Source organism: Sphingobacterium sp. HSC-15S19, from assembly GCF_050433745.1.
GTDB lineage: Bacteria > Bacteroidota > Bacteroidia > Sphingobacteriales > Sphingobacteriaceae > Sphingobacterium > Sphingobacterium siyangense.
Genome location: NZ_JBNPWQ010000002.1, coordinates 190,169 through 208,514, shown reverse-complemented (window position 1 = coordinate 208,514; position 18,346 = coordinate 190,169). Strand labels below are relative to the sequence as shown.

Genomic DNA, 18,346 nt, shown 5'->3' with positions numbered 1-18,346 from the left:
CTGATTTATCAGCATCAAGGGACATTGGTGAAAATTAATATAATCATTATGCAAAAGATATTATTAGCAGAAGATGATCCTAATTTGGGGGATCTTTTAAAAGACTATCTCGAATTAAAGGGAAAATTTGACGTCACATTATGCACAGATGGAGATGAAGCGATTTCTCAATTCAAAAAAAATAACTACGACCTCTGTATTTTCGATGTCATGATGCCAAAAAAGGACGGATTTACAGTTGGACGTGAAATCAGAAAAACAAACAATACTGTTCCTATTATCTTTGCCACAGCAAAGGGGATGATGGAAGATAAAACCGAAGCCTTTGAATTAGGGGGAGATGATTATATCACAAAGCCTTTTCGAGTGGAGGAATTATTGCTCCGCATCAATGCTTTGCTGAAACGCAGTGTTCGAGACAAAGAAGAGGAAGTGGTTGCTGATAAATTTGAAATTGGTGATTATTTCTTTGATTATACAAGTCAGCAAATTTCTTACAAAGGACAGATGCAAAAACTATCCACCAAAGAAGCGGAACTACTACGCTTGCTTTGTTTAAAGAAAAATGATGTGCTGACCCGGGAAGAAGCTTTATTAAAAATATGGCATGATGACAACTACTTTACAGGTAGAAGTATGGATGTATTTCTCAGTAAACTTCGTAAATATCTAAAAGAAGATAGTAAAGTTGAAATTGTCAATGTGCACGGAAAAGGTTACAAACTTTTGGTGAGCTAAAAGAATGGGGAATGAGAAACAGTCATTCCCCATTTTTTATGCTACACGGCGTATTGAAACATGGCATACACTAAATCATGGATGAAAAGAAAAGAACAAAACAATTTTATCCATAGTAGAATATAAAAAATTGACGCACTTTTATAAAAAATTTGCATTTCAAAAAGAAATGTTCTAACTTAGCGTCGCTTATAGAGAAAGGCAGAGGGAATAGACCCGATGAAGCCTTAGCAACCTGTCCCTTGACAAGGTGCTAAATTCTACCCTACTTGATATGGGAATGATAAGCCGAAGTCACCAAATTCTAGTGTGTCCTTCTCTCTCTAGCAAGAAATATAGTTGAAAAAGAAATATTAAAAACATTCATTATGTTATTGACTAACAATTTAGGTTACCCTCGTGTGGGCGCGTTCCGCGAATTGAAAAAAGCCAATGAGGCCTATTGGGCTAAAAAATCTTCTGTTGAGGAATTATTGGACACAGCAAAAAAAATTCGTGAAGGCAATTGGAAAACACAAAAAGATGCTGGAATAGATTTGATCCCTTCCAATGATTTCTCTTTTTACGATCAAGTATTGGATTTAACCCTTACTGTTGGTGCAATTCCTGCTCGTTACCATTCTTTGTTGAATAAAGTAGACAACAACTACAGCTTAGACTTATATTTTGCCATGGCGCGCGGATTCCAACAAGAAGGAATCGATGTGACTGCAATGGAGATGACCAAGTGGTTGGATACCAACTACCACTATATGGTTCCTGAATTCACAAAAGATCAAGAGTTTAAATTGACTTCTGAGAAATTCTTAAATGAATACAACGAGGCAAAATCATTGGGTATTGAGACAAAACCTGTTTTATTAGGCCCAATCACTTACCTTTTGATCGGTAAAGAAAAAGAAGCTGGTTTCGACCGTATCGACCTATTAGACAAATTAATTCCTGTATATGAGCAAATCTTGTCTAAATTGGCAGAAGCTGGAGCACAATATGTTCAGATCGACGAGCCTTTCTTGGCATTGGATTTAGATGCAAAAGTAAAAGCATTATACCAACCTACGTTTGAGAAATTGGCTGCTGCTGCCAAAAACATCAAATTAATCGCGACGACTTACTTCGAAGCTTTAAAAGACAACGAAGATATCGCAGTTAACCTACCTATCCATGCTTTACATTTGGATTTGGTACGCGGTGAAAACCAGTTGGATACGGTACTAGCTAAGGTTCCTGCTTCATTAACATTATCTTTGGGTATTGTTGAAGGCCGTAACATCTGGAAAAATGATTACGAAAAATCATTGGTTAAAATCAAACAAGCTGTTGATGCATTAGGAAAAGACCGTGTATGGGTAGCTCCTTCTTCATCATTGTTGCACGTTCCTTTTGACTTAGACAATGAACACAATGAGCAATCGCTACCAGCTGAAGTAAAAAACTGGTTAGCTTTCGCTAAACAAAAATTAGCTGAGGTAAAAGACTTGGCCGTATTAGCAGAAGGTGAAGTTGATACTGAAACAGCAAAACGCTTCGAAGCGAACAAAGCTGCAGCTGAAAGCCGTCGTACTTCTCCACTGATCCACAAACCAGAGGTTAAAACACGTACAAGCAATATCACTGATGACGATGCGAAACGTACTTCAGCATTTGCTGACCGTAAAGCAGCGCAACAAGCGAAGTTCAACTTGCCGGCATTCCCTACCACAACTATTGGTTCATTCCCACAAACGAAAGATGTTCGTAAATGGAGAGCAGACCTGAAAAAAGGTGCTATCACGCAGGCAGAGTACGATAAAGCAATCGCAGAAGAAACTGAAAACACAATCCGTCTTCAAGAGCAATTGGATATCGACGTATTAGTACACGGCGAATTCGAACGTAACGACATGGTTGAATACTTCGGTGAACAATTGGCTGGTTACGCTTTCACACAAAACGGCTGGGTACAATCTTACGGTTCACGTTGTGTAAAACCTCCTATTATCTATGGTGATGTATACCGTCCTGAAGATATGACTGTCCGTTGGTCTTCATACGCTCAATCATTGACTAACCGTCCGGTTAAAGGTATGTTGACTGGTCCGGTTACCATCTTACAATGGTCTTTCGTACGTAATGACCAACCGCGTTCAACAACGACTTACCAAATTGCATTGGCGATCTTAGACGAAGTACAAGCGTTGGAAAAAGCAGGTATCAAAATCATACAAATCGATGAACCAGCAATCCGTGAAGGATTACCGCTACGTAAAGCTGATCAAAAAGATTACCTGAACTGGGCAGTACGTGCTTTCCGTGTTTCTTCATCAAATGTAGAAGACGATACACAGATTCACACACACATGTGTTACTCTGAGTTCAATAATGTAATCGAAGATATCGCTGCAATGGATGCTGACGTCATCACAATTGAGACTTCACGTTCTCAAATGAAATTGTTGAATGCTTTCGCTGGTGATTTCAAATATCCAAACGATATTGGTCCAGGTGTTTATGACATTCACTCACCACGTGTTCCAAGCAAAGATGAGATGGTAGATCTATTGCGTAAAGCAAAAGCAGTAGTTCCAGCAGAACAACTTTGGGTTAACCCTGACTGTGGTTTGAAAACTCGTGCTTGGCCAGAAACCAAAGCGGCTTTAGAGTCGATGGTTGAGGCTGCGAAAATCTTAAGAGCAGAATAATTCTTAAACTATATTGATAAAGCCCTAGATGAAATTTCATCTAGGGCTTCTTTATTGGACCTTGGTTCAAAACAAAAACCGTCATTCGGATAATGTGAGACTATTTTCGAGTGTTCTTCCTTTCTTTCTTGTTTTCCTTTTCTTTCCCGTTCTTAATTTCCTGTTTCCCCTTAATCCGATCTTCAATCGACTTCAGGCTTGACGAAAAATCAAGATCAACATTCTCAAGTTGTGCCATTTTTAACGCCTTCAATGCCTTTTTGTATTTTCTCAATTTTTCAAATAAAAGTGCTTTCTTGATCCATATCCCTGTCAAGGGCATCGCCGGAAGTGTCAAAGCAAATTTAATCGTCTTTTTTACAGCTTCATACTCCCCCATATCAATCAGTGTCTGAATGAAATAAGGATATACCTCCAGTGCCTGCACATTATGCACCAAAGCTTCCTGGAAATACCTTTTTGCCTGCTCATAGTCCAATAGCTGTTCGGCATGAACTCTTCCCATCAAACACAGCGCCATTGTATTGGACTCATCATAAGACAGCGCATAGGATAAGGATTCCATGGTCTCCTCCAAATACATTGGATAGTTATCCAGTGCCTGAAGGACATATTTATTTACTGAATTCATAAAATTTTCTAAAACATAACATTCATATCCAGCTTTCACAATCATCTTGAAAGTAACTGGATTTCTAAAACTCTATAATAAGCTAAGCATATTGGAACAGTGGGCCACCATTTAGAGAGCCAATTTTTAGCCAATATCAACGTAGGTTACTTAACGTATTAAAAAAAAAGATTAGGAAAGGGCCGTATTCCGAAGAATATTCCCGAGAATCTTCTCTGTGGACGAAGCGGGATTTTCTAATATTGCAAACATATTCTTCCGTTTTTATTAATTACTCTGTTAAATTGCAAAGATTCAAAATATTTACCACATTCCCAAAAACTTTTGATTATTAATCTGTTATATCTCACAGCACGATATTGGCATATTATTGTCGCATCAATTTTGCTGAAATTCAATGACTATTTCCCCATCTTTAGACTATGGAAAGTCAATCAGCTAATCAATTAATCAAACTATCAAGAAAACGTAAGGGACTAACGCAGCAGGAACTCGCCGATCAGGCGGGTGTATCCCTAAGAACAGTGCAACGCATCGAAAAAGGCACTGAAGAAATCAGCGGATTTAGTCTCAAACAGATCAGTCAAATCTTAGAAATACCTTTAGAACAACTCATTATGCCAAATGTAAATCAAATCAGTATCGACAACAATCAAACAGGAAGTATTAAAGCGCTATATTTAGCATCGCTCACCTTTCTGGTCAATCCATTATTAGGATTATTGGTCCCAGCGATTATGGGCTATACGAAGCAAAATAAAGACGCCTTTTACAGTAAGCACCTAAAAAAAATAATTGTAATACATGCTGTTGGACTATTTTTTCTCGGAAGTTTCATAGGCTATATTATTATTGCAGATTTTTTTAAGATTTCACTACCGTCTTTTTTAAGCGATATATTCAATAGCGCCTATTTTTTACTCATCCCAGTATGCTACTACATATTGATTCTAACCTTCACTATTTTTAATTATATCACAATAAGGAAGGCCAAGCTCAGTGCTGCAAACTAAACCAATACAAATGAATTTGTTGCGTTCAAAATCATAGCGGTTTCTTTTGAACGATCAATACCCAATCATTCTCCAGCAACAGATAGCCTGTTTCATAAATAAAGTTATAGGTCTGTCCCTTGTTATTGGAAAAAGTATGTGTATGGAACTTAAAATCAAATCCCAATCGCTTTAACTTTTCCCGTTGTATCTTGATCATACCCTCCCCACTCAACGCTTCCAATAAAATACGACGGTTTTTTCGTAGGATATTATTCACATTGCGCACCATATTGGTCTGGTCGCTATTTAATTTATTGTTATAGGCGTTCCGGCAAGCATCATCACAAAATCGCTTGTCAGAACGGCCATATATATCCTTGCCACATTCAAGGCAAACTTTCTCGACAGAACTCATAACGGAAGATTAAACGACAACAAACGGTTACAATCGACTATAGTCGAATACAAATGGTAAATAGACGACTATAGTCTTTTCTCCGCCCCACCTTTGCTTAAGATCATCTGGCATCAATAGCCAATGACCGTCAACTAAAATAAGAATTATTAAAAACATTTAAAAATTAGACGCATGAGCACATTACGCAACAAAGTACAATTGGTTGGTCATTTAGGAAACGACCCATTAATCAAAACAACTTCCACCGGCACCAATTATTCCGTATTACGTCTCGCCACCAATGATCTCTTCAAGAACAAAGCCGGCGAGTGGGTTGAAGAAGTTCAATGGCATACACTCGTGGTTTGGGGTAATCAAAACAATACCATTGAAAAGAAATGCCAACGTGGGACCAAACTCATGGTTGAGGGCAAACTCACCTATCGTAATTATGAGAATGCAGATGGGGTAAAACAATATGTCACAGAAATTAAAGTAGATAATTTCTTGGTTTTATCAGAGTCAAACGGTGCCAAAGAAGACAGCCCAACACTTCCGGATGAAAATGAAGATGACCTCCCCTTCTAGTAGGGTCGGCGAGGTAGATTTTTCAAGCCTCTACCTCGTCGATTGTTCACAACTTATTTTGTTAGGCTTGCTGTCAACGCTCTTCCTAGGTTCTCAGCATAAGCCTTCCATAATTTGGCATCTTCCGGTGTAAACTTAGAAACAGCTTCAGTTTCTTTGGTCGCCCATTCCTGTCGTTTGGACGCAAGCTCCTTAAGCTTAACAACATCGCCACTTTTAGCAACAGTGATAAATTCCTTAATATATTTTGTGTAATCCTCCGCTAATTTTTGTGTCTCAACAGAACTAAATTTAGGTATTGGCACTTCGCCGCCTCTATTTTCCAACAGCGTTTTAGCCGTATCTTTTTTAATGTCAATAGCGGCAGTCGTATCTTTTACTTCGACTTTTTTAGTCGTGGAATTATTACAGGAAATAACAAAAAATCCAGCAATTAATGCTAATAAGGTTACTTTCTTCATCTATTTAAATTTAGTTTTTTATCCATGGTAATTTAGCCGTTTATGCATGTTGTACTGAAACTAAATAAATCACACTACTTTTAGCGGATCGACAAGTTCATCATTATCTATCTTACTTATAACATTACCGATTTATAACATTACCGTCCTTGAGATTTATTCTTACCAATAAAAACTAACTCTCTGTTGATGATACATTATCGTACTATCCAGGTACTGACTCCTTATCTTGGATCGGATCCTGCACAAATTTCCATTTTTATTGTGAGATAACAGTTTAGAATAAGCTATCATGAACCAAAGACGTGAATCAACAGCGCAAAAGTTTTACTTTATTGTCGAACTAATTTAATTACAATGCCCGACTTCACAAAATTTTTTGTGGGCATTCACATCTTCAGACCTGATTTAGTAGTCTTCTTTTCTTGCAGGAAAGTCAGCATCAGATCAACTTCAAAGCCGCTTTTAGCAGGTGTATTACAAGGGGTTAACAGGGGGGGGGTAACAGGGGTATAGCAGGGGTAAATCCCTGCAAACCCCTTGTTAACCCCCTATAAGTATAGTACAACAACACCATTAACCTAGAATATGGTAACAATATGTAAATACGCTCGATACCGGCAATACCAAATAAACAGCAGGGAAAAGTTCCACGCAATTATATTCGCTCAAACTTGGCATACAATTTCCAGAAATATGCTTTCTCTCCCAAAGTGAAATCAACCTTCTTCCAGACATTTAAGGCTAAACTAATCTCCTTTTCCTGCAAACTGTATTTTCCAATAAAGAACTCTTCCTCGGAAAAATACAAACCAAAGGCCTTATCCAAAGTATGTAAGCTCTGAACATCAACTTCTTCAAAAAACAAAATGGATTGAGGGCTAGCCAAAAAATCGCTCGGTACCGGAATAGCGTCAGCATATTCGATTGCGATGAGACGGTTCCTACTTTGCAAAGGAAATTCAATTATTGGAAGCTCATCTAATTTCGAAAAATGAGTACTCGCTTCAAAAATAGCATCCCGTTCCAGCAGCGGGATTTGTAACAATCTTTTACGTCCAATAATTGAAACATTTGGCTCAAAATAATCATTGAAATTAAGAATTTCATTGACAGATAGATTTTTTTCAATAAGATGCTGCACAGGAATGCCAAAATAATTTGCAATCTTAAGAACAATCTCAATTTTTGGTTCCGCACGCATTTCTTCGTAAGACGAAATATTACCTCTAGTAAGATTAAAAACATCCCCAAATGCCTGTTGGCTCATTCCTTTCACTTTTCTTAATTTCTTAATATTGTTCCCTACGTTACTCATTTTAAAAAAAATTGAATTTTTATTGCAAAATATTTTTGCATTTTTATTACCTTTATGCAAAGAATATGTGCAATATATAAAAAACTTGATTATGTACTTCTCAAAAATTGAAAATTATATCGCCAACATCGGTTACAACATTACCCATAAGGATACAAAAGAAGGAATCTTTGTCATCGAAAATGAAGACGACGGAATTCGTAACCTCATTGTAGGCATTGCCCAACCCATCCTGATTTTTGAGCAATACCTTTTTACAATCAGCAATGACAGCATGGATATGTTCAAATCACTATTGATAAAAAATAGAGATATTATCCACGGCGGATTTGCGTTAACGGAAGATGGTACCAAAGTTATATTTCGGTATACGTTACAAATACATAATCTCGACCAGAACGAATTCGATGCAGCCATCAATTCGCTGAGTCTGTTGATGAGTGAATATTATAATCAGTTAATAAGTTTTTCAAAATTATAGAATAATGAATATTTTTAAGAGAATTTTCAGAATCGGTCAAGCAGAGATCCACGCAGTCGTGGACAAAATGGAAGACCCCATCAAAATGACGGAACAGGGTATCCGTGAGATGAAAGAGGACCTGGAACAATCGTTGGAAGCCTATGCTAAAGTGAAGGCCTTAGCCATACGGACCCAAAACAATTGTGAAAAGAAAAAAGAAGAAGCCAATGAATTTGAGAACAAAGCTATTCTATTACTCCAAAAGGCACAAAAGGGAGAGCTAACGGCAGAAAAGGCCGAAGGTCTGGCAAAGGAAGCGCTGTTGCTGAAAAAACAGTTATTAATCGAAGCTAGTGAATTGGAGAAACAAGCTATGATTCATCAAAGTTCAGCCGATGAGCTACACAAAAATGTAGACATTCTCAAATTCAATATATCGAAATGGGAAGGTGAACTCTCCACATTAAAGGCACGTGTAAAGGTCTCTAACGCAGCTAAAATGGTCAATCGGCAGCTCGCTAATATCGATTCCAATAGTACGATTTCCATGTTAGAACGTATGAAAGAGAAAGTCGAGGAAGACGAGGCACTAGCGAAGGCCTATGGCGAGATTGCGCTAGGCAACAAAAGTAAAGTTGATGAGATTAACGAGACCATCGGCGGGTCTGAAGCCGTCAACAACGAATTAGAAGAACTAAAAAGAAAATTAAATAGTGATGAAAAGATTTGAGTATAAAACGCTAAAAATTGAGCCTAAGGGTTTCTGGGGAACAAAGTTGGACTCCGAAAAAATTGATGAAATCTTAAATGATCTTGGAAATCAAGGCTGGGAATTGGTAACCATGCAAGACCTTGAGGTCAATGGCAATTCCTGGTCGTTCCATTACACATTCAAAAGGGAGAAAATTTAAACAATAACACGATGACAGAACTAATCAATATCTTATTCAATCCATTATCCAATGGAATTATGACAGTCTTAACTGGCATGTCTGTAGTGTATTGGTTATTTATGTTTCTGATGGGTGATGGAGTACATCTCTTTGATGCCGATGCAGATATAGACCTGCATCCTACGCCTGATGTCACGGACGTCGATGGCTCACATGATATCGCATCTGAGGGGGGCGATCATGCGCACCATCATCATACGGATACGGACGCTAATACAGAAACCGGCTTTTTTGCAAAAGCAATGGATTACATCAATGTTGGCAAAGTACCCATCATGCTTATTGTAACACTATTCAAATTTATAGGCTGGATAATTACCATTGTTTCTTCGCTCTTTATCGATGTTGCTTCTTGGGGAATAAAGTCTGTATTAATCCTAATCCCCGTTTTCATTGTTACATTTATATTAATGCATTTTCTGACCAAACCCTTAGCTAAAATGTTTAAAACTATAGGTTACAATGGCGAAGAAAGTCACGATTTTCTTGGTCGCATGGGTAAAATGAGAGCCAGTATTGAAGGCAAGAAAATAGGTTCTGCCGAATTTATCATCCAACAGGACCCTATTCGCCTCAATGTTGTCAGCCACAATGGGGAGAAAATAGGCTACGGAGACGATGTCATTATTGTTGACGAATCCAAGGACAAGAAATATTATTATGTGACCAAAGAAATCACGATAGACAATATTTAATGAAAAAAGAAGAAAGGACTCGACACCTAAACAACTGTTCTAAAAGAACGGGTTTTTATTCCTTTACATCCTAATCGTAAACCCAACTATTAAAATCTAAATAAATACAAATCATATGCTATATCAACCTCTTTTATTTTTAAGTGGCTTAAACGGAATTATACTTTTAATTGTCGGATTGGCTGTCTTTTTAATTTTTGCATTCTTTGTTGTATTGAGTGCATTCTATAAGAAAATTCCACAAGGGAAAGCAATTGTCCGTACTGGTGTTGGTGGTACAAAAGTAGCATTCAACAAAGGAATGTATGTTGTACCCGTATTTCACAAGATGGAGATCATGGACATCTCAATCAAAAAAATTGAGATTGCCCGTATGCAAGGTGAAGGTTTGATCTGCAAGGACAACATTCGTGCAGATATCAAAGTTGCTTTCTTCGTTCGCGTCAATAAAAGTGTGGATGATGTGATCAATGTTGCCCAAAATTTAGGTTGTGATCGTGCAAGTGAGCCAGAAACATTAAAAAGCATTTTTGAATCTAAATTCTCCGAGGCCCTAAAAACAGTCGGTAAGAAATTTGATTTCATCGAATTGTATGAAGCCCGTCGGGAATTTCGTGACGAAATTTTGGATATCATCGGAACTGACCTGAACGGTTATATTCTAGATGACTGTGCAATCGACTATCTTGAGCAGACAGATATTGAGCATCTCAATCCAAACAATATCTTAGACAGTGAAGGCATTAAAAAAATAACGGAGCTAACAGCCAAGCAAAATATCAATGCCAATTTTATCCGTCGTGACGAAGAGAAGTTGATCAGAAAGCAAAACGTGGAAGCTCGTGAAGCGATTTTGGAACTTGATCGTCAACTTGCTGAAAAAGAAGAAAAACAAAAACGGGAAATTGATAACATCAGAGCACGCGAAGAAGCAGAAATAGCAAAGGTCCGTGAAGAAGAACGTCTCAAGTACGAAAGTGTCCGGATTTCTACCGAAGAGCAACTGGCAGTACAGGAAGAAAATAAGCTGCGTCAGATTATCATTGCTGAGAAAAACAAACAGCGCACGGACGCAGTGGAAGCAGAACGCGTAGAGAAAGACCGTGCTTTGGAACAAACTGAACGTGAGCGCATTGTTACTTTGGCTCAAATCGACAAAGAACGCTCTATCGAGACGGAGAAGAAAAGTATCCAAGGTGTTATCAAGGAACGCGTACAATTGGAGAAAGGGGTTATTGAAGAGCAACAAGGCGTCCGAGACATCGAAGTATTCCGTGAAGTAGAACGAAAGAAACAAGCGGGTGTTATTGCGGCATCACAAGAAGCAGAAGAAAAATTAATATTCACTGTTAAGGCGGCCGAAGCTGCAAAAATCGCAGCAGAACAGGAAGCGGAGAAAAAAGTAATCGATGCAGAGGCCGCTCGTAAAATTGCCGAAAAACGTGCTCAGGAATTATTGATCGATGCTGAAGCGAAAAAAGAAGCATCGCTGAAGGAAGCCGAAAGTCGTAAGATTATTGCTGAAGCACAAGCCAAAGAAGAAGCCGCGCTTGGCTTATCCGAAGCTGAAGTAATGGTTGCAAAAGCCGAAGCCGAAGAAAAACAAGGTACCGTTGAAGCTAATGTGATCGAGAAGAAAGCTGAAGCAATGCGTAAAGAGGGCTTAGCACAAGCGGAAGTTGTTCGTGAGAAAGCACTTGCTGAAGCAAAAGGTATCGAAGAGAAAGCTGAGGCGATGAAGAAATTGGATGGTGTGGGCAGAGATCACGAAGAATTCAAATTGCAATTGCAAAAAGAACGTGATATTGAACTCGCACACATCAATATCCAAAAAGACATTGCTCAAGCACAAGCTGGCGTATTGTCGGAAGCACTTAAAACGGCAAAAATAGATATCGTTGGTGGCGAAACCATGTTCTTTGAGAATATCGTCCGTCAAGTTTCCAATTCCAAAGGTTTTGATCACTTGATTGACAACTCTAAACATGCCACAGCTATTAAGAATTCACTGATAGGTCCAGATGGACAAGGAGACCTTGCAGAGAAGGTGCGTGGATTAGCCGATAAATATGGAATTTCCACAAACGATATAAAGAACCTCACAGTTTCAGCAGCATTGATTAAACTTCAACAAGCGGCGACTGACGCTGAAAATGGCGAAGACAAAAGCTTTATCAATTCTTTGTTCGGATTGGCGAAAAACTTGGGCATATCCAATAAAAAGCTGTCGTAATTAATACCCATTATTACCTGCAGATAATGTTCATAATCACTGCAGGTAATAAATAATGATTCTACCACATATACAAAGTCGATAAAGCTCAGTTTTATGCCAGAAGAAAACGTAATAAATCAGAACGACTCCCTTGATCAAGGTGCATACGAGATTATTCGGAAGCGACTTCTTACACAAAAAGAAGAGCTTTCTATCAAACTCCAGCAACTAAATAATGCCCGCAAGGAAGTCTTTAATGCGACAAGTTTTATACTCAAGGCCAACCAACGGATCACCACAGAAAATAACTGTGTTGCTCGCGGTATTTTAGCCCTGGATAATCTATGTATATTCGGTTATAACGTCCATTTTGGGTTACGTACCGAAATTAAACTCGAAGATGTTTTCAGTGTATATACGTTCGAAAACAATCAATTTATCCCACAATCGCTCGAGCTGATCAATGATCCTAATTTCATTGGCGATTATCAAAATTTATATAAATACTATCGCGACTCGATCTTCTCCAAGTTTCGACGTACGGAAAACTATCTTTATATGATCTTTCAGACCAGCAAAAATCCTGCTGACCTGAAGGCATTCAAGTGGTTGATTAAAGACGGAACGCTCCAATATCAGGACGACCGCAGCATTCATGAGGTTAAATTGCCTAATCAGTTTGAGTTTGACTGGACGAAAACAACCTTAGAAGACCGTCGCCTCGGAAAACACCCGCACATTTCCATTAAGGACAAGATCTTTATAGAAGCGATCAATGGCGATATTACTTTTAAAATTGAAAACAATACCGATACGGGAAAAGGAATCTTCTCCGAAAAAGTTTCAAACGCAGACCAACAACTGGATGATGCGGATTACTATTATGCAGACCTTGGCAATTTGATTGCCGTTCGCATTAAACCGTATCAAGAAGATTTCCGTGCATTTGTCTTTAACCAACGGACAAAAGAAGTTGTGAACCTTAAATCACTTAATGAATCGGCCATTCTACTGCCCGATAGTCAAGGAATCATTTTTTCTAACGGATACTACCTGCAGAATGGCACCCATAAAATCTTTGACGTCCAGTTTGACCAGGTTAGTTTCCTTAGACGCATAGCATCACCAAACGGCGAAGACTTTCTCTATATCTTTTGTCAGGAGGAAACGAATACCTACATCTTACTGTCTTATAACATCATTCAGCAGCATGTCGAAACTCCGATCATCTGCAATGGCTTCACCCTTTTCAAAGACGGTAGTTTAATTTACTTTCACACAGAGGCCGAAGCAACAAGGCATCATCAGGTTCAGATCTGGGAAACCCCTTACATGGCCGTACTCAAAGAAAATGAGCTAAAAAAAGACGATCCGCTTTATAAGGTCGGCAATAAACAGATCGTACAAGCCATGGCCGAGGCACAAGAAGTCATACAGCTCATCAACAAAGAAGACAGTTATGAAGGCCTTTACGAGGATATACTCAAAAAATCGACTGTCCTACTTGACTCCTATTTTTGGATAAAGGATGAAGCCTTGTCAAATCTTGGGCAGCCACTGGCACAGATCAAGGAGGTCGCCAATACAGCAATTGACGAATTTGTTAAGGTCCAAGCCCAACGTAAATACGCCACAGAGCTCAATAGCAGTGCCGAGAAGAAAATGGAGGAGCTTACCTTTTCCATCAATAGTACAGTAGTCGAGAAGCTTGATCAACTTGTTCATCAACTGGCAGATTCACGTCGTTTACAAGGCGAAATCATTGACCTCAAAAATGTCAAATATATTGATGTAGTCCGCATCGATGCTTTACTCGATAAACTACAGTCAATCACCACCGAACTCGCCGAAAAGACAATTGCCTTCTTGCTTCGCGACGAGGCTTTACACCCCTATGAGCAGAAAGTGGAGCAACAGAAAAACAATGTTGCTGCAATTATCAAAGTCTATGACGCCAAGGCGATCGAGGAAGCCAATTCGGCTATATCGAGCGAGCTGGAGCTGTTGATCGATATTCTAAACAGTTTAAAAATCGACGACTCCACTCAAACCACCAAAATCATCGAAAAGATAGCTGTTATTTTCTCTTCCTTGAATGAAGTCCGGTCGCAGCTTACACGCAAACTCAATTCATTAAAAAGTACGGAAGCCATTGCAGAATTTTCTGCCCAACTTACGTTACTGGAGCAGTCTGTCACCAACTACCTTGAACTCTCTACGACAACAGAAAAAGTAGACGAGTATTATACCAAGGTCATTGTTCAACTGGAAGAACTTGAAAGTAAGTTCTCAGAATTTGAGGACTTCGCCCTGAAGATAGCAGATAAGCGCGATGAAATCATCAAAGCATTTAATTCCCGCAGAGAGCAAATCGTTGAACAGATCAACAAACGAAGCTCTTCACTCGAACAAATTGGCCTTCGTGTATTAAAGAATATCGAAAACAAGTCAAAGACATTTGCAACGCGTGAGGAAATCCTAAGTTTCTTTGCTTCAGATTTGATGATTGACAAAATCAGACAACTTGTGCAAGAACTGAAAACGCTCAGTGATGTTTCAAAAGCTGAAAATCTTGAAAACCTACTCAAAAAATCTCAAGAGGATGCATTACGCGTTTTACGTGACAAGAATGATCTTTTTGTAGATGGAGAGAACATTATTGCTCTTGGTAAGCATAAATTTGCCGTCAATAATCAGTCACTCAGTTTAACGCTCTTGCGCAAAAATGACGAAATATACTTCCATCTTACCGGAACGAGCTTCTATCAAAAAGTCAAAGGTTCCGAAATTGAAAACTTTAGAGATATTTGGGATCAGGAACTGATTTCCGAAAACAAAGATGTATACCGAGCTGAATATCTCGCTTATAAAACATTCCTTGCTTCTAAAGGACAGCACGATTTTGATGCCAACCTGTTTATCAATCAGACTGTCGAGCAAAGTTATTCGGAAGGTTATGTCAAAGGAGTGCATAATTTTGATGCCCTGGTAATCTATGATACCATCAAACAGCTAGACAGCAAGCTTGATCTTTTACGTTACGATCCTCATTTGCGTGCTATGGCGCAGTTGTTTTGGCATTCACTGGCCCAAGACCAACAGGAAAAACAGAAAGCGTTGATCCAGTCTACACACGCCGTATTAAAAGCATTTCCAAATTCCACACGCTACCAATCTGTCGTTGAGGAACTCACAAAATTATTTAACAATTGGGACACGCAATTGGATCGCTCGACAATTAATGGAGAGGAGATCGCGAGCTATCTTTTCCAGACTTTCACAAGCTACAGCAAGTTTGTCGTCAGTGAGCAATCGGATGAACTGAAGAAGGCTTTCATCAGGCTATTGGAAAACAAAAAGAGTTTCAAACTCTTTGAAGCAGATATTCAGCATACACAATTTAGCCTCGTAGACCGTTTCTATTTGACTTTAAATTGGCTAAATTCTTTTATCGACGAGAACAGTGACTACCAGGCTTTCCACAAGTACATTGAGGAAACTGCAGTCACACTTCTTTATCCAAAAGATGAATACCAATTGATCATCGCCAAAGACAATGCCCTCATCCAGGGATTAAAGGGAAATCATCCTATCTTGAACAATGGAGAAGAACAGATTCAATACCATCAATTTCTGCGTAGGTTGAAGACATTTACCGAATTGAATGCCCCTCGTTTTCAAGAATTCGCTTCTTTGAAGGAGCAGCTTGGAAAAACATATGCCAAGGAGCTGAAAATCGGAGAATTTGAACCAAAAGTCTTAACATCTTTTGTCCGAAATAAGTTGATCAACGAGGTTTACTTTCCATTGATCGGAAATAACCTGGCTAAACAACTTGGGGCAGCTGGCGACAATAAACGTACCGCCAGAATGGGTATGCTTCTCCTCATTTCTCCACCAGGTTACGGAAAGACAACATTGATGGAATACCTCGCGAAAACAATGGGATTACATTTTGTGAAAATCAACGGACCTACAATTGGACATTCCATTACTTCGATTGATCCTGTGGAGGCCAAAACTTCCGGGGAACGTGAGGAACTTAAGAAGATTAATCTTGCTTTCGAAATGGCCGACAATGTGATGCTCTACCTCGATGATATCCAACATTTGAATCCGGAATTTCTACAGAAATTTATTTCATTGGCTGACGGGCAACGTAAGATCGATGGTATTTTTGAAGGCGAGAGTAAAACATATGATTTGCGCGGGAAAAGATTCTGCATCGTAATGGCTGGAAACCCCTATACAGAAAGCGGGTCCAAATTTCAGATTCCAGATATGCTTGCCAACCGTGCCGATGTCTACAATCTAGGGGATGTGATCGGTGATACCGAAGCACTATTCAATCTAAGCTTGATCGAAAATACGGCAATTGAAAACAGCTACCTTGAAAAAATAGCAAGCAAATCCTTCAACGATTTTTATGCTTTAGTGAACTACGCGCAATCGGTGGTAGACCAACTTCCCGATTTAGAAGGCAATTACCTGAAGCAAGATATCGATGATTTTATAACGGTATTAAAACATGTATTAAAGATCAGAAATGTTGTCATCAAGGTCAATCAAAATTATATTCAAAGTGCGGCCATGCAGGATAATTACCGAACAGAACCGCCGTTCAAAATGCAAGGATCCTACCGGAATATGAGCAAGCTCGTTGCGCAAGTTGTGCCCATGATGAACGATCAGGAAATCGATCAAGTTATCCTCGCACATTATGAAAGCGAGTCACAAACCCTTACTGCCGATACAGAAAGTAATCTTCTAAAATTGAAAGAACTCGCCGGATTGATAAACAATGTGGAACAAGAGCGCTGGGAACACATCAAACAAATCTTCCGCAAAAACAATAAACATGGTGGTTTGGCCAAAGATGATAAGGTGTTTGCACAAATGCAGGACTTTAATGAAAACCTAGAGGGTATCATACAGGCCATTCGTGCTTATAAGAACTAATATTTAACATTGCTATTCCAGTGGACTTTACCTATCTATTCAGCTGGAATAGCAGTATTTCTGATACGAGTACTGTCAAATATTTTTTAAGCATTAGCTATTTTTAGGTTGATTAATGATTATCTTTGATAGTATCAAATGATAGTATCATCATAATGAAACCACCGTATATTATTACAAGTGAAACTTTAAAATTAGTTAGTTCTATTTCAGAAAGAATAGGAGAAATTAATGCTGCTCATTTATATAAACCCACCACGGAGCTACGAAAAAAGAACCGTATAAAAACGATTCAATCGTCTTTAGAAATCGAAGGTAACACGTTAACTGAGGAACAAATTACCGCATTATTAGAAAATAAAAGAATTATTGCACCCAAAAAGGATATTTTAGAGGTACAAAATGCTATAAAAGTTTATGACAAATTAAATGATTTTAATCCTTATGAATTAAAAAATTTAGAAAAGGCTCATTCTCTCCTGATGAATGGGTTGATCGATAATGCAGGAAAATTAAGAACTACGAATGTGGGTATTGTAAAAGGTTCAAAGGTAAAACATATTGCCCCAAGTGGGACAATGGTTAAAGGTTTGATGAAAGATCTTTTTGCTTATCTAAAAAAAGACGCAGATTTAATTCTAATCAAAAGTTGTGTATTCCATTATGAATTTGAATTTATACATCCGTTTATCGACGGCAACGGCAGAATAGGGAGATTATGGCAAACATTGATTTTAATGCAGCGATATCCTGTTTTTGAGTTTTTACCCATTGAGAGCCTAATCAAACAAAAGCAAGATGCGTATTACGCAAAGCTCTCAGAGTCGGACAAAGAGGGTAGCTCAACACCATTTATTGAGTTCATGCTTGGGATTATTCTGACCGCTTTAGAAGAACTTTTACAAGCTCAAAATAAAACACTTCGTTTAGAAGACAGAATAAGTCTGTTTAAAGAGAAAATCGGTCAAAATAAATTTCATCGAAAAGACTATCTACAAACTTTTAAGAATATTTCCGCTCCCACTGCAAGCAGGGATCTAAAATGGGCTGTTGAACAAAATATTTTAAAGAAGTTTGGAGAGCAACGATTGACAGAATATCAATTCAAGTAATTTACTATATAATGAAAACAGCAAATCTATATTTAACATTCGGCTATACATTTAGTTCTTCTTGTTGACATTCGATGATATAATCACCCTCCTCAGGATATTTAGTATAATATTTCGTTTCCATAATTGTTTTGCACTCT

The 18,346-nt window shown here is 38.4% G+C and carries 15 protein-coding genes and 1 riboswitch; of the genes, 11 read left to right on the top strand and 4 right to left on the bottom strand.

Annotated features, from left to right (window positions below; translation table 11 throughout):
- Window positions 1-48: 48 nt before the first annotated feature.
- Window positions 49-738 (top strand): response regulator transcription factor, encoded by a 690-nt coding sequence (locus tag L1283_RS02770; protein WP_172840643.1) that lies wholly within the window; start codon window positions 49-51, stop codon window positions 736-738.
- A 186-nt stretch (window positions 739-924) separates the two neighbouring features.
- Window positions 925-1,028: riboswitch (SAM riboswitch) on the top strand.
- Window positions 1,029-1,106: 78 nt separating this feature from the next.
- Window positions 1,107-3,419: a 5-methyltetrahydropteroyltriglutamate--homocysteine S-methyltransferase gene (gene metE / locus L1283_RS02765; protein ID WP_088160068.1), complete on the top strand. Its 2,313-nt coding sequence runs from the start codon at window positions 1,107-1,109 to the stop codon at window positions 3,417-3,419.
- A gap of 100 nt (window positions 3,420-3,519) precedes the next feature.
- Here metE and L1283_RS02760 read toward each other — a convergent pair whose 3' ends face one another.
- A complete protein-coding gene (locus L1283_RS02760) occupies window positions 3,520-4,050 on the bottom strand; it encodes a hypothetical protein (RefSeq protein ID WP_313238872.1) in 531 nt (176 codons plus the stop codon).
- A gap of 422 nt (window positions 4,051-4,472) precedes the next feature.
- Here L1283_RS02760 and L1283_RS02755 point away from each other — a divergent pair, with 422 nt between their 5' ends.
- Entirely contained in the window at window positions 4,473-5,063 is a 591-nt protein-coding gene (locus L1283_RS02755; RefSeq protein ID WP_088160067.1) for a helix-turn-helix domain-containing protein, read from the top strand.
- Between the two features lie 31 nt (window positions 5,064-5,094).
- Here the strand turns inward: L1283_RS02755 and L1283_RS02750 are convergent, their stop codons facing one another.
- Window positions 5,095-5,460, bottom strand: coding sequence for a hypothetical protein (locus L1283_RS02750; protein WP_088160066.1), 366 nt, complete (start codon window positions 5,458-5,460; stop codon window positions 5,095-5,097).
- 174 nt (window positions 5,461-5,634) lie between these two features.
- On the opposite strand from L1283_RS02750, the gene L1283_RS02745 reads away from it, so the two are divergent.
- Window positions 5,635-6,030 (top strand): single-stranded DNA-binding protein, encoded by a 396-nt coding sequence (locus L1283_RS02745; RefSeq protein ID WP_075990849.1) that lies wholly within the window; start codon window positions 5,635-5,637, stop codon window positions 6,028-6,030.
- Window positions 6,031-6,083: 53 nt separating this feature from the next.
- Here the strand turns inward: L1283_RS02745 and L1283_RS02740 are convergent, their stop codons facing one another.
- The gene (locus tag L1283_RS02740; RefSeq protein WP_145327181.1) at window positions 6,084-6,491 is read right to left on the bottom strand and encodes a hypothetical protein; all 408 of its coding nucleotides are present in this window, start codon (window positions 6,489-6,491) and stop codon (window positions 6,084-6,086) included.
- Between the two features lie 658 nt (window positions 6,492-7,149).
- On the bottom strand, window positions 7,150-7,809 hold the full coding sequence (locus L1283_RS02735) for a helix-turn-helix domain-containing protein (RefSeq protein WP_088160064.1): 660 nt from the start codon (window positions 7,807-7,809) through the stop codon (window positions 7,150-7,152).
- 91 nt (window positions 7,810-7,900) lie between these two features.
- On the opposite strand from L1283_RS02735, the gene L1283_RS02730 reads away from it, so the two are divergent.
- The 7 genes from L1283_RS02730 (at window position 7,901) to L1283_RS02700 (ending at window position 18,206) form a co-directional block, all read left to right on the top strand.
- Complete coding sequence (locus tag L1283_RS02730; RefSeq protein ID WP_088163431.1) at window positions 7,901-8,290, top strand: YbjN domain-containing protein; 390 nt, start codon at window positions 7,901-7,903, stop codon at window positions 8,288-8,290.
- Between the two features lie 4 nt (window positions 8,291-8,294).
- Window positions 8,295-9,002, top strand: coding sequence for a PspA/IM30 family protein (locus tag L1283_RS02725; RefSeq protein WP_313238861.1), 708 nt, complete (start codon window positions 8,295-8,297; stop codon window positions 9,000-9,002).
- A complete protein-coding gene (locus L1283_RS02720; protein ID WP_145327183.1) occupies window positions 8,989-9,183 on the top strand; it encodes a DUF4177 domain-containing protein in 195 nt (64 codons plus the stop codon). Before L1283_RS02725 ends, L1283_RS02720 begins: the two co-directional genes overlap by 14 nt.
- A gap of 11 nt (window positions 9,184-9,194) precedes the next feature.
- The gene (locus L1283_RS02715; protein ID WP_313238858.1) at window positions 9,195-9,920 is read left to right on the top strand and encodes an OB-fold-containig protein; all 726 of its coding nucleotides are present in this window, start codon (window positions 9,195-9,197) and stop codon (window positions 9,918-9,920) included.
- A gap of 115 nt (window positions 9,921-10,035) precedes the next feature.
- Window positions 10,036-12,153 (top strand): flotillin family protein, encoded by a 2,118-nt coding sequence (locus L1283_RS02710; protein ID WP_313238856.1) that lies wholly within the window; start codon window positions 10,036-10,038, stop codon window positions 12,151-12,153.
- Between the two features lie 96 nt (window positions 12,154-12,249).
- The gene (locus L1283_RS02705; RefSeq protein WP_380944504.1) at window positions 12,250-17,094 is read left to right on the top strand and encodes a DNA repair ATPase; all 4,845 of its coding nucleotides are present in this window, start codon (window positions 12,250-12,252) and stop codon (window positions 17,092-17,094) included.
- A 155-nt stretch (window positions 17,095-17,249) separates the two neighbouring features.
- Window positions 17,250-18,206 (top strand): Fic family protein, encoded by a 957-nt coding sequence (locus tag L1283_RS02700; protein ID WP_313238851.1) that lies wholly within the window; start codon window positions 17,250-17,252, stop codon window positions 18,204-18,206.
- Window positions 18,207-18,346 lie beyond the last annotated feature (140 nt).